This is a genomic window from Bacteroidota bacterium (assembly GCA_016706865.1).
Classification (GTDB): domain Bacteria; phylum Bacteroidota; class Bacteroidia; order Chitinophagales; family BACL12; genus UBA7236.
This window is the reverse complement of record JADJIS010000003.1, coordinates 2,048,506-2,063,145: the sequence shown is the minus strand read 5'-3', so window position 1 is coordinate 2,063,145 and position 14,640 is coordinate 2,048,506. Positions and strand designations below refer to the sequence as shown.

Annotated in this window: 10 protein-coding genes; 3 read left to right on the top strand and 7 right to left on the bottom strand. The window is 35.3% G+C overall.

What is annotated here, in order from left to right; all coding sequences use genetic code 11:
- The first annotated feature begins 1 nt into the window (after position 1).
- Both aroB and IPI31_18120 read left to right on the top strand, forming a co-directional pair.
- Positions 2-1,063: a 3-dehydroquinate synthase gene (aroB, locus tag IPI31_18125; GenBank protein ID MBK7569741.1), complete on the top strand. Its 1,062-nt coding sequence runs from the start codon at positions 2-4 to the stop codon at positions 1,061-1,063.
- Positions 1,063-2,283, top strand: a complete 1,221-nt coding sequence (locus tag IPI31_18120; protein ID MBK7569740.1) for a 3-phosphoshikimate 1-carboxyvinyltransferase — start codon at positions 1,063-1,065, stop codon at positions 2,281-2,283. Before aroB ends, IPI31_18120 begins: the two co-directional genes overlap by 1 nt.
- On the opposite strand, the gene IPI31_18115 is transcribed toward IPI31_18120, so the two are convergent.
- From IPI31_18115 to IPI31_18105, 3 genes are read right to left on the bottom strand one after another with little or no spacing between them, the layout of a single operon-like run.
- Complete coding sequence (locus tag IPI31_18115) at positions 2,226-3,794, bottom strand: hypothetical protein (GenBank protein ID MBK7569739.1); 1,569 nt, start codon at positions 3,792-3,794, stop codon at positions 2,226-2,228. The genes IPI31_18120 and IPI31_18115 overlap by 58 nt on opposite strands.
- A 44-nt stretch (positions 3,795-3,838) precedes the next feature.
- Complete coding sequence (locus tag IPI31_18110) at positions 3,839-4,780, bottom strand: MCE family protein (GenBank protein ID MBK7569738.1); 942 nt, start codon at positions 4,778-4,780, stop codon at positions 3,839-3,841.
- Between the two features lie 53 nt (positions 4,781-4,833).
- The gene (locus IPI31_18105) at positions 4,834-6,018 is read right to left on the bottom strand and encodes an N-acetylmuramoyl-L-alanine amidase (GenBank protein ID MBK7569737.1); all 1,185 of its coding nucleotides are present in this window, start codon (positions 6,016-6,018) and stop codon (positions 4,834-4,836) included.
- A gap of 73 nt (positions 6,019-6,091) precedes the next feature.
- Between IPI31_18105 and IPI31_18100 the strand changes: the two genes are divergently transcribed.
- Positions 6,092-8,755 (top strand): LPS-assembly protein LptD, encoded by a 2,664-nt coding sequence (locus IPI31_18100; protein ID MBK7569736.1) that lies wholly within the window; start codon positions 6,092-6,094, stop codon positions 8,753-8,755.
- A 362-nt stretch (positions 8,756-9,117) separates the two neighbouring features.
- On the opposite strand, the gene serA is transcribed toward IPI31_18100, so the two are convergent.
- From serA to IPI31_18080, 4 genes are all read right to left on the bottom strand, one after another.
- Complete coding sequence (serA, locus tag IPI31_18095) at positions 9,118-10,350, bottom strand: phosphoglycerate dehydrogenase (protein MBK7569735.1); 1,233 nt, start codon at positions 10,348-10,350, stop codon at positions 9,118-9,120.
- Positions 10,351-10,488: 138 nt separating this feature from the next.
- Positions 10,489-11,277, bottom strand: coding sequence for a T9SS type A sorting domain-containing protein (locus tag IPI31_18090; GenBank protein ID MBK7569734.1), 789 nt, complete (start codon positions 11,275-11,277; stop codon positions 10,489-10,491).
- A gap of 233 nt (positions 11,278-11,510) precedes the next feature.
- Positions 11,511-12,275: a T9SS type A sorting domain-containing protein gene (locus tag IPI31_18085; GenBank protein MBK7569733.1), complete on the bottom strand. Its 765-nt coding sequence runs from the start codon at positions 12,273-12,275 to the stop codon at positions 11,511-11,513.
- A 258-nt stretch (positions 12,276-12,533) separates the two neighbouring features.
- Positions 12,534-14,630 carry a hypothetical protein gene (locus IPI31_18080; GenBank protein MBK7569732.1) on the bottom strand — a complete coding sequence of 699 codons (2,097 nt, stop codon included), beginning with the start codon at positions 14,628-14,630 and terminating at the stop codon, positions 12,534-12,536.
- Positions 14,631-14,640 lie beyond the last annotated feature (10 nt).

Genomic DNA, 14,640 nt, shown 5'->3' with positions numbered 1-14,640 from the left:
TATGCAAATTACGCTGGAAAATTATTTTATTTCTCTAACTGAAAAATTCAGCGAACAATTGGAATTTTTTCAATGGTTAAAAGAAAAAAAATATTCTTCCATTTTTGTACTAGTGGATGAAAATACAAATAAATTTTGTTATCCTTTAATTGAAAATTCTATTCCTAAACATATTGTACTGCAAATAAGATCAGGTGAAAAAGAAAAAAATATAGAAACCTGTAAATTCCTTTGGGAGGAACTTACATCTCAGAAAGCAGAAAGAAAAAGTTTACTCCTGAATCTTGGAGGAGGTGTGATTGGAGATATGGGAGGATTTGTGGCGGGGACTTATAAAAGAGGAATTGATTTTATAAATATTCCCACCACATTATTATCGCAGGTAGATGCGTCCATTGGTGGAAAATTGGGAATAGATTTTAATGGCATCAAAAATCTTATCGGTTTATTCGGAGATCCTAAAATGGTGCTTATTTCTTCGGAATTTTTATCCACCCTGCCCAAAGAACAATTACGTAGTGGTTTTGCAGAGATTCTAAAACACGGTTTGATAAAAGATAAAAGTTATTGGGAGGAGATTAAAAAAACTGACCTAAACTCTATATCTCAATTGAATATTCTGGTTGCAAGATCAGTAAACATTAAAAAGCAGGTAGTGGAAAGTGATCCTTTTGAAGCCGGAGTGAGGAAAATATTAAATTTCGGTCATACTATCGGACATGCAATGGAAACCTGGAGTTTGCATAACGACAAGGTTCCGCTTTTGCACGGTGAGGCAATAGCAATAGGTATGGTTTGTGAAGCCTGGCTTTCCAATAAATTAACAGGGCTTAGCAAAACGGATTTGGAGGATATTTCCAATATTATTTTCCGATTTTATCCTAAATACAACTTAGAAAACGTGCCCACAGATACTTTGCTGCAACATATGTTATTGGATAAAAAAAACAATAACGAAAAAATTAATTTTAGTTTGTTGCAAACAATTGGTGATTGCACATATGATATTCAAGCAACGGAAGATTTAATATTAGATTCAATAAAATATTACGCAGGATTATAATGGAATTACTTTTAAGAGCACCTCAGCAATTAATTAAGGGTTCCATAATATTGGAAGGTTCTAAAAGTATTAGCAATCGTTTGCTCATAATGCAAAAATTATGTCCGGAGGGGTTTGATATTGAAAATCTGTCACCATCGGATGATACTAAAACACTACAAAAATTATTGTCGTCAAATGATGAAATATTGGATGTAGGTGCAGCGGGAACCACAATGCGGTTTTTAACTGCATACCTGGCAATAACTGAGGGTTCACATATTTTAACCGGAAGTGAAAGAATGAAAAAAAGGCCGATTAAAATATTAGTGGATGCACTATTAAATTTAGGGGCAGATATTACTTACCTGGGGGAGGATGGATTTCCACCAATAAAAATTAACGGGAAAAAAATTCAAGGGGGAAAAATAAATATTCGGGCAGATGTAAGTTCTCAATATATTTCTGCATTAATGATGATAGGTCCATTGTTGGAAAAGGGACTGGAATTGGAACTGGTTGGAAATATTGGTTCGTTTCCATATATTAATATGACATTAAAAACAATGGAACAACTGGGCATAAAAAATTCGTTTGATAAAAATATTATAATTATACAGCCCGGAAAATACACAAGCATACCTATGAAAGCAGAGAGTGACTGGAGTGCGGCTTCTTATTATTTTTCGATGTGCGCATTGTCTTCTGCATCTCAAATTATTATTCATGGGTTGATGGAAAAAAGTTTACAGGGCGATAGTGTGCTTCCTGAAATTTACAAACAGCTGGGAGTAACTTCTATTTTCGAAAATGACATTTTATATTTAGAAAATACCGGTGAAATTGTTAATGAACTTAATTTTGATTTTACCGATTGTCCAGATCTTGCACAAACTGTTGCTGTAACTTGCGCAGCCCTCGGGGTAAATGCAAAATTTACCGGAGTGGAGAGTTTAAAGATAAAAGAAACAGACAGAACACAGGCATTAAGCACCGAATTGGCGAAATTTGGGGTTGATTTTTACGAGGAAGAGGGTTATTGGATTTTAAAAGGTGAAACTTTAGCCAACGACACTGTTAAAATTAATACCTACGAAGATCACCGGATGGCAATGTGTTTTGCTCCTTTGGCAATAAAACATCAACAAATAATAATAGAAGATCCCATGGTAGTAAAAAAATCTTATCCTTCTTTTTGGAGTGATTTGGAATCACTGGGATTTTCCACTTCTTTTACCTGAGGTGCGGTTATCAGATCTTCCTTCGAAGCTGGTCTTTCATTGTATTTCCACTGAAAATCTTTTAATTGGAAATCTGTAACTATGATCTTTTGCATAGGATGAAATTCGGAAGTAGGTGTGTTCTTAAATGTAATACGGTGAAATTTTTTATTGTTCAGGTAGATCATTATCTCGCTGCATAACATTTTATTTACTCCAATATAATTATTGTTATCGTCTTTACCAAAGTACACACTTTCGCCATTCCCTATTGCATTAATTCTCGTTAATTCTTCTTCTGTAAAATACCCGAATATATTTCTGCCTTTTATCTGATTATAAATCAGACTGTCGTCCTCATTCACAATAAACCCGTTGGAATATAATTGTATTTCAGTGAGTTGCTTATTCCGGATCAGCATATTAATGGTATCCGCAACAAATTGAGTGCTGTCGCTCCACATTATTGGAGAACCGAATAAGCGGATAATAGAATCAGCATCCGCATAACTTAGAGAATCGCATTTACCCTGAATATCGGTTTTAAATATTTTTACATTGTGAAAAACCAGCATCGTTCTTCTGTTCAAACTATCGGTTGAAGTGCGAATGGAATCGCCACCAATAAATAATGTATCGGCATCAATAATATAACCTGCAATGGAACCCCCGGTGGAAAATATGGTGTTATTGATCTCGTCGTATTCCGCAAAATTGCTGTATTGCAATGCATTTTGAACGGTGTCTCTGAATTCAATATTTCCAAATGCTTTTCCGATCCCTGTTTCCCGATTATAATAAATGCTATCTGCAATTAATTGTTGGGGGGGATTATCCAACTGCACATTTTCATGAAATACTGCTATTCCCGTTACAGATTCATAATAACCATTTTCGCAATACACGGTACTTTCTTTATTATAGATCTTTGTTGATCCGTGGAAAAATGCTTTTTCCAAACTGGTATTATATTGTAAGGTATCTGCTTCCAAACCGTATTCCGGATGTTTAAGAATCACGTCTTTTTTAAAATATGCGTCGTTGGTATTCGCATAATAATATCCTAATTCACTGGTAAGAACTGCCTCGCCATCAGTAACGGTTCCACCATCAATATAGGTTGCAACTTTTGTAGACATATCGTACGACAAATTATCCGTAGTTAATGTCATCGAATTATCTGTGAGTTTTACTTTATTATACAATTTCGCTGTTTTGGTATTCCCATCATATATAGCGGAATCACCATAGGCATGAATAGAATCTGCCTGATTAAAATGGACATTGCCATACACCTTTGCCATATTGGATGATTTAAATAAAAGGGCGGAGTCGCAATAAAGTGTCAGTTCTTTTTGCACCAGAACCACATTATTAACTAAACGATTGATGTTTACATTTTTCTTTTGAATGATCTCGAGATATTCGGCACTTTTGATCTCTATCGTATCCTTTTTTCCAGTCACCTTGCTCTGCGAAAATGCGGAGTTGTAAAATACCAAGCTTGCAATTATAAATAAAATGTATTTCACTCCGATATTTAATTAATAGTTGAATAAAAGGGAAAGTTCGGTAATTACTTTCCAAATAATTTTAAGCGTATTTCAGGATTTTTTCCGAATTCATTTATAACAGAGTCAAGAGTTACCAGTGTATTTGAAAGATCATAATATAGTTGCTGATCGTTTACCAGCAATCCTAAACTTCCTGCAGAATCATTTATTTTTGTGGAAATTTTATTAATGTTATCTGCTGCAAGACTAAATTGTTCTCCTAATTCCTGCCATTCCACGGAGTTTAAGGAATCGGTTACAGACTTTAAATTTGCAAGAATTGCTTTTACATCATTTTCGCTTTGATTCATATAATCGGTAATTCCGGAAACATCCGTTATTATATTATCAATATTTTCTTCCTCCTTGGCAATAAATAAATTTACTTTTTCTGCTGATTTATTGAACGACTCCAATGTTTGTTTAATGCTCAGCATACTTTTTTGAAAATCTTTCTGAACATCATCTGTAAATATTCCACGCAAAACATTAATTGCTGTATCCATGGAAGATAACATCGTTTTTACCTTATCTGTAATAGGTTTAAATTCTGCACTTATCGTATTTGCCAGATCGGCTTCAATTTGCCCTACCAGATTTCCACCGGGAGGTATTATGGCGGTATTGGAGCTTAAAAAGATCTGTATATATTTTTCCCCCATTAAATTCCCCCTTATTACCGCATTTGACCCTTCCGGTATTTTTACGTCTTCCGAAAAATTTAAAATTACATCCACTCCCGATTGGTCTTCCTGAAGTTCAACATTTTTAACTCTGCCGACTGTAAATCCATCAATAATAACGGGATCACCAACATTTAGCCCACCGGAACTTGTATATTCCACAAAATAATCTGTTCCCTTATGAAATACATTTATTCCTTTTAGGTAGTTAAATCCTATAAACAATACTGCAATGCCTACTGCAGCAAGAATTCCGACCTTCGATTCATTAGATACTTTCAAACAGAGCTATTTTATGTGCGCTAAATTATAAAATTGTTGTTAAGATATGATTTTTATTTGCCTGCAAAGGCTTTTGCCTCTTCCACAGAAATACGTTTACCATCCTTAAAGGCAATAACAAAAGCATCTTTATACCCAGCATTGCGGGCTGTAGTTTGTTTTTTGGTGGCCTCTTCAATATTTGAATAGGGCCCCAATCTGTATTTATACATACCACTTTCTTTCACATAAGTGATATTTTCGGGTTTTAGTGCGGCAAATTTTGACATTTTTTCTTCTGTGGCGCTGGCATAAAATTGCACTCTGAATTCTATTCCTTTATTATTTTCTACGGAATTTGAGTTATTGGTAGCGATAATTTCTGCCTCACTTTCCTTTTTCATTTCTGTTTCAATTTTTGCAATTTTTTCGTCGCTCACCTTACCCGAGTTATTTTCCATATCATTTTTGTAATCTCTAAAAGCATAAAAAATACTTTCAGCTATGGAATTTTGACCTGCATCTGATCCCAAAAATTTTTCTTCTGAGGTATTGGTTAAAAACCCGGTTTCAATCAATACACTGGGCATTGCTGTTTTCCAAAGAACGAGGAACCCAGCCTGTTTCACACCTCTGCTGCTGCGATTGGAATTGGTTTTAAAATATTTTTCCACTGAAGAAGCAAAAAGTATGCTCTGCTCCATAAATGCATGTTGATTTAAGGAAAAAATGATATGTGAGGCCGGGTTATTAGGATCAAAACCATCATAATGTTGAGAATAATCGTCCTCCATCAGAATTACATCATTTTCTCGTTTTGCAACATTTAAATTTGCTTCCGTTTTATGTAAACCCATTACATATGTTTCAGTACCTGAAGGTGAACTGCTGGGATTTGCATTACAGTGGATACAGATGAAAAGATCGGCATTGTTTCGGTTTGCAATCGCTGCTCTTTCGTATAATTCGACAAAAACATCGGTTTTTCGGGTATAAACCACCTTTACATCAGGATAATTTTTTTCAATCAGAGCTCCCAATTTTAATGCAAGATTAAGTGCAACGGTTTTTTCCTTATTGCTGCTTCCGCTGCACCCATGATCATGCCCACCATGCCCTGCATCGATAACCACCGTTTTTAAGACATAGGGAGTAGCAATCTTATTTGGGTGATTTTCCGTGTCAAACGACGTGAAAAGCAATACCGTTAAAAGTAATATTGATGTGCTTATTCCTGTGGATCTGGATCTGTTTTTCATATTTTCAATAGCTTTGCACAATAATTGGAGTCTAATTTGCTTTTAGATACATAAAATTATTCCAAAATTACCTGTGCCAAGAAAATTTCTACTAATAACGATATTGTTCAGTGCTTATAGTATGTATTTAAATGCATCTTGGAACAATTTTGTATATTATTTAGCTCAAACCAACTATGCAGATGTGTATAGTGATGAATTTGGCGCACCGGATACTTTCCCAATTGTAGATTCCTTGAAATTAGATTCAACACTTAACACAAGTAATTTATGGTATTCTATTTCCAACGACGCTCTCGACGAAATGATCAATTATTCGGGTGTTGATTCCATAGTTTATGATCTTGACTCCGGTAGAACTTATATTTATGCAAAAGGAGAAATCAGTTACCAAACATTTTATTTAAAGGCAGATTTTATCGAATTTGATTGGGATGCGAAAACTATTTGTGCAAAACAAATGACGGACAGCAGCGGTAAAAAAATGGATCTTGTTTATTTTAAGGATGGTGAGGAGGAGTTCAAGGCAGAAAGTATGTGTTACAATTTCGGAACTAAAAAGGGTAAAATTTATTATTTCAGAACACAGGAAGGAGAGGGCTATCTAGGAGTGAAGGAGGCTAAAATGGCGGATGACAATTCCTATTTCGGAAAAGGAATGAGTTATACAACATGCGATCTGGATCACCCTCATTTTTATATTTCTGCAAAAAAAGCAAAAGTAGTTCCCAAAAAAATTGCGGTTACAGGTCCTGCAAATTTGGTAATTGCGGATGTTCCCACTCCCTTATTTTTACCTTTTGGAATTTTTCCAATTAAACGCGGGCAAACATCCGGATTAATTATTCCGCAATACGGAAATACCACAACGCAAGGTTTTTTTCTGCGCAATGGTGGATATTATTTTGCTTTGAGCGATTATTATGATCTTTCTTTAACAGGTGATATTTATTCGCGTGGAAGTTGGGGTTTACATGCTTCCAGCAGATATAATTTAAAGTATCGTTTTAACGGAAGTTTTGGAGTGGATTATACAAAAAATAAATACGGTTTTAGTTTTGCTCCTGGTTATTCTGAAAACACCGGTTTTTTTATTCGATGGAATCACAATCAGGATGCTAAAGCAAGACCAAACAGTAAATTTAGTGCAAGTGTAAATCTTGGTTCTAACGATTATCTGCAAAACAATTCATACAGTTCGGCTTATTTAACCAACTCGTTGAGTTCAAGTATTTCTTATACTAAAATATTTCCGAATTCGCCATTTACATTAACAACATCATTACGCCATTATCAAAATACTTCGGATAATATAATTGACCTTACCCTACCGGAAGCATCACTTTCGATGAACAGAATTTATCCGTTAAAAAAATTAACTACTAATAGAAATAGTTTTTTATATCAATTTGGAGTCTCTTATTCCTCCAATGTGCAAAATATAATTTCTTCTCCTGATTCACTTTTATTTACATCAGCATCTTTAGATAAATTCAGAAACGGTTTGCAACATAAAGTTTCTGCATCTGCTCCGGTTAAAATATTAAAATACCTGACATTTAGTCCCAATTTCAGTTATACGGAAAATTGGTATCTCGAAACAATTCGCAAAACTTATGGACCTGATACTATTGTTGATTCTTTATTATCCGCAACAGGTGAAGATAGCATTATTACAACTATTACCTATGTAAATACGGATACTATTAATGGTTTCAGAGCGGCGAGATATTATAGTTTAGGAGCGAGTTTAAATACTAAAATTTATTCGACTGCGCAGTTCAATGGAAAATTAAAAGCGATACGACATGTAATGACACCATCTCTTTCATTTAATTACACACCTGATTTCGGTGATGCAAAATTTAGTTATTATGGTGATTATTATGCCACTCCTGACGCTATAGACCCAACACGATATTCCATTTTTGAAGGCTCTATTTATGGTGGTCCGCCGCAGGGCCAGGTAGGTAGTATTAGTTTGAGTATTGGTAATACTTTGGAGATGAAAGTTTTTTCAAAAAAAGATTCCATCAATCATGAAAAGAAAATAAAATTATTGGATGCATTTAGTTTTGGTGCGGCATATAATCTTGCAGCAGATTCTTTAAATTTATCGGATATTGGCTTTAGCGGATACACAACATTGTTTAAAAATATTCAGGTTAATTTTTCAGGAAGTTTTGATCCTTATATTTTAGATTCTAGCGGTAGAAATGTGGATGTTTTTGAATGGGATGAAAATCAACGGCTTGGACGATTTAATGGTGGTTATATAAGTGTTGGAACTGATTTCCAATCCAAAAGAAATGAAAATCCTGATTATTTGACCAATGCCGGAACTCCGGAAGAACGCGATATGGTTTGGTCAAATCCGGAAAACTATATTGATTTTGAAATACCCTGGAGTTTTGGTATTAATTATAATTTACGTATCACAAATGCACCTACCTCCGATGGTCGTGATTCATTATATACTACACAATCTGCAACATTTAGCGGTGATGTAAATCTCACCCCTAATTGGAAAATAATGCTAACCAGCGGATACGATTTTCAACTAAAAGATTTCACCTACACCGCTTTAGATATTTATCGTGAATTACACTGCTGGGAAATGGGTTTCCGATGGATCCCATTTGGATTACGACAGAGTTATATATTTAATATAAATGTAAAAGCTAGTGTGTTACAAGATCTTAAATTAACTCGTAAGAAAGATTGGACAGAGTACTAAAGATTCGAAGGGAAAAGATTCGAAGGGAGAAGGGGAAGGTTCTAAGGAAGAAAAAGGAAGTAAGGTTGGGTTAAGGTTGAAAAAGGGGGCCTCGATTTTAATTGAAAATTATACAAATTACTATAAACTGTTACTTAATAATAAAATTTTTCAATCTAAATCAAGGTTAAGTCCTATTTCCTACTTCCTATTTCCTACTTCTTATTTCCTACTTCAGTTCGATAATTTAACATAAACCAAAATCTTTTCGAACAGAAATAAATTACCAATAAAAATCCAAGTAAGTCCCATGTCATTCTCCATTGTCCTAAATCAAGTCCTATGTCCTATGTCATATGTCCTATGTCGCGCGCCGCGCGCCCTCACCAGAGCATGCGTGATTTAATCGATCCATTAACATCTTTCAAAAGCATAAACGCCTCGTTACTCATATTTTTATCTACGTCTAAAACCACATATCCGATCTGATCATTTGTTTTGAGGTATTGGCCTATAATATTTATATTATGGGAAGATAATTTTGAGGTTATTGCGGATAATACTCCGGGAATATTTTTATGAATATGTAAAATACGATGAGTATTTGGTGTGGCGGGAAGATTTAATGCGGGTACTGACAGCGAACCGGTTGTAATTCCTTTTTCAAGAAAATTGAGCAGTTTGGAAGTAACATCTTCACTAATATTTAATTGCGCTTCTTCCGTAGAACCTCCAATATGTGGAGTTAAAATAACATTGGGAACATTTTGCATAACGGATATGAAAGCAGATCCTGTTTTTTCGGGTTCTTCAGGAAAAACATCTATCGCAGCTCCGCTGATATGACCGTTTTTTATTGCAACAGATAAAGCGGAAAGATCTATCACATTACCCCGTGCATAATTAATTATAATACTTCCCTTTTGCATTAAGGCAATTTCATTTTTACCCAGAAGATCTTTTGTAGAGGAGTTTTCCGGAATGTGCAATGAAATAATATTGGATAGTTGTAATAATTCTTTTAAAGTGCGAACAGGTTTTGCATTTCCGATCGGTAGTTTTGGTTCCGCATCATAATATATTACTTCCATTCCCAAAGCCTCTGCTAAAACAGAAACCTGAAGTCCGATATTTCCATATCCGATTATTCCGAGTTTTTTTCCTCTTAATTCAAAACTCCCCGATGCATCTTTGAGCCAAACTCCCGAATGTGCTGCTATATTTTTTTCCGGAATTCGTCGCAATAACATGATGGCGGAACCAATCACTAATTCAGCAACGCTTCTTGTATTGCTATAGGGTGCATTAAATACCGCAATCCCTTGCCCGGTGGCACTTTGCATGTCTACTTGATTGGTTCCGATACAATAACAACCTGCAGCCAAAAGTTTATTAGCTGAACTTATAACATTCTCCGTTAATTGTGTTTTGCTTCTGATTCCCAATAAATGAATATTTTTTATTTCTTCCTTCAACTCTGATTCAGACAATGCCCCTTTAATTCTTTTTACATTTATATATCCCGCATCATTAAATTGCAAAACCGCATTTTCCGAAATATTTTCCAGCAGAAGTACATTTATTTTTTCCTTTGGGTAGGATGTGAGATCGTTCATTTTATAATTACTGAATTAAAGGAACAAAGGTAGTGCAGTAATCTATAAAAAAGTAAAGAGAAATTGAGTTCAACCACTCTAAAATAAAAAACCCTTCGAATTTCTCCGAAGGGTTTTTTATCAATAATAATGTAAAAATTATTTTACGAATTTAGAAGAAATGGATTCGCCGTCAGTTTTCATAACAACGATATACATGCCTTCTAAGGCGTCGACACCGTTAGATGTTTTACCATCCCAATACGTATTGTAGAAACCTTCAGTTTGGTTTTCGTTTACAATTGTAGTAACAAATTGACCAACATGGTTGTAGATAGCGATCTCAACATTAGATGCATCAGAAAGTTCGTAGCTGATAGCGATATTGTTTTTGCTGTTATTTATTACTGTCAAACTTGCATCAGTGAATAGATCGCTGAAAATAGGTCCACCGTTTACAGATTCAACATTTACAACCGGCTGAGAGGTAATGTCTGCATCAGCTAACACAGGACCATTTGGCTCTCTATCGCTAGTTCTAAACATACATGGACCGGTGGTAAAAGTTGTAGAACCCGTACTGCTTAAAACTATCTCGCCTGAACAGTAGGAATCCCAATTAAAATTAATATATCCCGGACCATAAGAAGTGGATGTATAAGTAAAATAATCTGCATAGGTTTCACAAGCATCTGCTAAAGGATTAATGAAAGTGATTGACCAAATATTACTGGCCTTGTCAAAGTAACCGGTAATTGTGTAGTCGTATCCTACTAAAACGTCAGCTGTACCTGACAACTCCCAATAGCCGGGAGATGTTTTAGTAGCGGTAACATTGGCTACAAAACCGAATACGTCGGTAAAACAAAAATTAGTAATGGCTGCTTTGCTTTGCGTTTGGCTCATCATCCCGATGGCGAACACTAGAATAAGTAATCTTTTTTTCATAAGTGTTTGTTTAGAATATGAAATAATAAGCCAAATTATAAAAATGTTGTGGAGATTCCGAAAATTAAATTTTTTTAAGACCAAATTTTTGTAAAGGAGGACTGTAGTGCGAATTGGGATGAGGAAAAAAATAAACTTATGGGACCTTTTAAATATGATAAACGATCAATTGTTTCCAAATAAAAAACCCTTCGAAATTTTCGAAGGGTTTTTTATCAATAATAATGTATAATTTATTTTACGAATTTAGAAGAAATAGATTCGCCGTCAGTTTTCATAACAACGATATACATACCTTCTAAAGCGTCAACACCATTGGTAGTTTTACCATCCCAATAAGTATTGTAGAAACCTTCTTTTTGGTTTTCGTTAACGATTGTAGTAACAAACTGACCAACATGGTTGTAAATAGCGATCTCAACATTAGATGCATCAGAAAGTTCGTAGCTGATAGCGATGTTGTTTTGGCTATTGTTTACAACTGTTAAGTTAGATTCAGTAAATACTTCACCGAAAATAGTTCCACCTGCAATTGGTGCAAAATCTACAACTGGTTTAGAAGAAATTGCTTCATCAACAGACATTGGTCCGATTGGGTCAGAAGGACTTGTTCTGAAAATACAAGGGCTTGTAGTCCAAGTAGTAGAACCTGTTCCTGAGCTAAGTGGTCCTCCAAAACAATAAGAAGTCCAGTTAAAGTTAATTGTTCCTCCACCGTAAGAAGTTGAAGTATATGTAAAATAATCTACATACATCGCACAACCATCAGGTAAAGTATTGGTGTAGGTAAGGGTCCAAATGTCAGTTTCTTTGTCATAAGAACCAGAAACAGCCCAGTCGTAACCAGTTAATACGTTACCAGTACCAGACAGTTCCCAATGTCCTATAGCGGTTTTAGTTGCTGTAACGTTAGCTACATAACCAAAAGCGTCGGTGAAACAAAATGCGGAAATGGCTGCTTTGCTTTGTGTGAGGCCCATCATCCCGATGGCGAACACGAGGATTAGTAATCTTTTTTTCATAAGTGTTTGTTTAAAATGTGAAATAATAAACCAAATTACGGGTCGGTTTTGTAACCACCAAAAAAAAGTGTAAATTTTTTTAAAAATTTTTATATAAATGAGAACTGTCGGTCGGTTAAGGATATGTGATGCAACCTGTTGACTTGTAAAACCGTCACCATTGGCAATTAAAAACCGTATCCTGCAATTGATATAAAATGTTTTGAAATTCAATTTAAAACCACAGGTAAGATATTATTCAATAATAACCAACCTCCCTTGTTTCAGCTCCCCATTATCTGTATTTTTTATGGAAAACAAATAAATTCCCTGTGTAATGGTCTGATTACTTTCACTTAATATATCCCATGCATGTTCTCCTCCTGAAAAAATTCTTGATTCTTCATTGCCTCCATAAATTTCAAACCAGTTTATATCATTTCCATTATATGTTTCTCCTTCATGCTTGAGAGAAGCAACAAGATCTCCACTCAGTGAATAAATAGAAATATCGCAATGCTGAGGTAAATTATAAAATATTATTTTTCGAGTAGTTGATGTACTTCCATCCCAGGCAGCATTAATTCGATAAGGGTTAGGATATACGCCAATTTCAAGCGTGCTGTGGTTCTCCGCAGCAGTAGTTCCCGGAAATACCTGCACTGCATTCGCAACATACGATGATTCGAGGCTTTCAATATTTAAAGTTTCATTACCACTGTCAAAAGAGGTTAAAATTATTAAATATTGCCAACCGTTCAATAAATTGTCGAGAGTATATTTATAATAAAAAGTATCTTGTTCAAAAATTACCGGTGCAGTTAATTTTATTGCTGCATTTCCATTGTTAAATCCAATATTATTACCTGGGTTATCCCATTGCGCAATTAAATTTGCATCGTTGATCATATTTAAATTGAAGTCATCGCCAACCTGAGTTCTGTAAATACGATAACCTTCAAAATCCATTTCTTTTGAAATAGGATCTATGGAAAATTCCGCCTTATTATCCCAATAAATTTCTACTGACCTGTCATTCACCAGAACCTTCATTTTAGGAGTAGCAGGTGGCTCGGGTAATATATAACGGTCCAAAATTGCATCCTCGTCCAGATCCTCACCAATATCCAACATACCGTTTTCATTTTGATCCTCACCCAGATAGGTTCTTTTCGACCAACTCAAATGATCGGCTAAAATTTCCTGTGCTTCGGGAGTATCCATTTCTTCTCCGCTAGTACCTCCAACTTCCACTTGTTTGGCGCAAACAATCCCAAACACAAGATGGAATGTTTCTCCCGGTTCCACGCTAATCATCGGTCCCGCAGAAATTAAATTGGTAAGTCCTCCACTTGTGGAAGGATCATGTAAAAAATCTCGTATTCCCGGATCAACATAATTAAGTCCCATCTTTAATTTATCATATCGCTCCACATCATTGGCAGGAGCATTATAAGGTGGAGTGGCGGTGGAATTAAATATCCAGAAATTACTATTTACATCCGCCGCAGGATATCCATTGGCGATTAAATTGGAATTATTATTAGGATGAATAAATTGATCTCTCCACTCTATTCCTAAAAATTGAATTGCACCGTAAGAGTTTGTAAATCCGGGATCTCCATCAATATCAAATCCGTAATTGGTATAAAATGTATCAATAAATCCATAACCTCCATGACTAAAAAATGCAGAACCAAAATCGGTGGATACGTTTACGTTTCTAACAACAATATCCGACCACATTCCGCACCAAACACTGTCCCACACATTTGGGGATGAATTTGTAATACTATAATTAAATATAACAAAATAATCAGCAAAAGAATAATTCCAGGCGTAAGTTTCCAGATGCACATCAGCATTCAAGGGCTGTGTATGATCGGCAATCGTGATCAAAGTGCCGGGAACCACCACATTTTTATCCGAAAAATCAATAAGCATATCTTCATGTGATATTGCATCAAAGGAAAAAAAATCGCTGCCGGTCAATAAACTTCTTTGTTGAATTGCATTTCCGATCTCTGCAGTAAACTCATATCCTGCCAATCCCGTAGTATAACCACTTGCTGCATCCTTTGCAGAAGTGGAAACCAAATATTGTCCGTCTACCAAAGCGCCTATCCAAATTCCACCCTCAAACAAATGTTCTATACCGGAGTTTATTGGATATTCCATGGAAGGGTCACCTGTAGGAGTGTTTCTAACATCCGGCCGCCCAAAGGTTCCGGAGTTGGTGATATATAAACCGATATTACCCGGATCAATTACCTGGTGATCAAATGAAACCTGTGCCCTTAACAGGGTATTTACAGCCATAAAGCCAATAATAAAAAGGGAATTTTTAAACATCAGGGTTTAA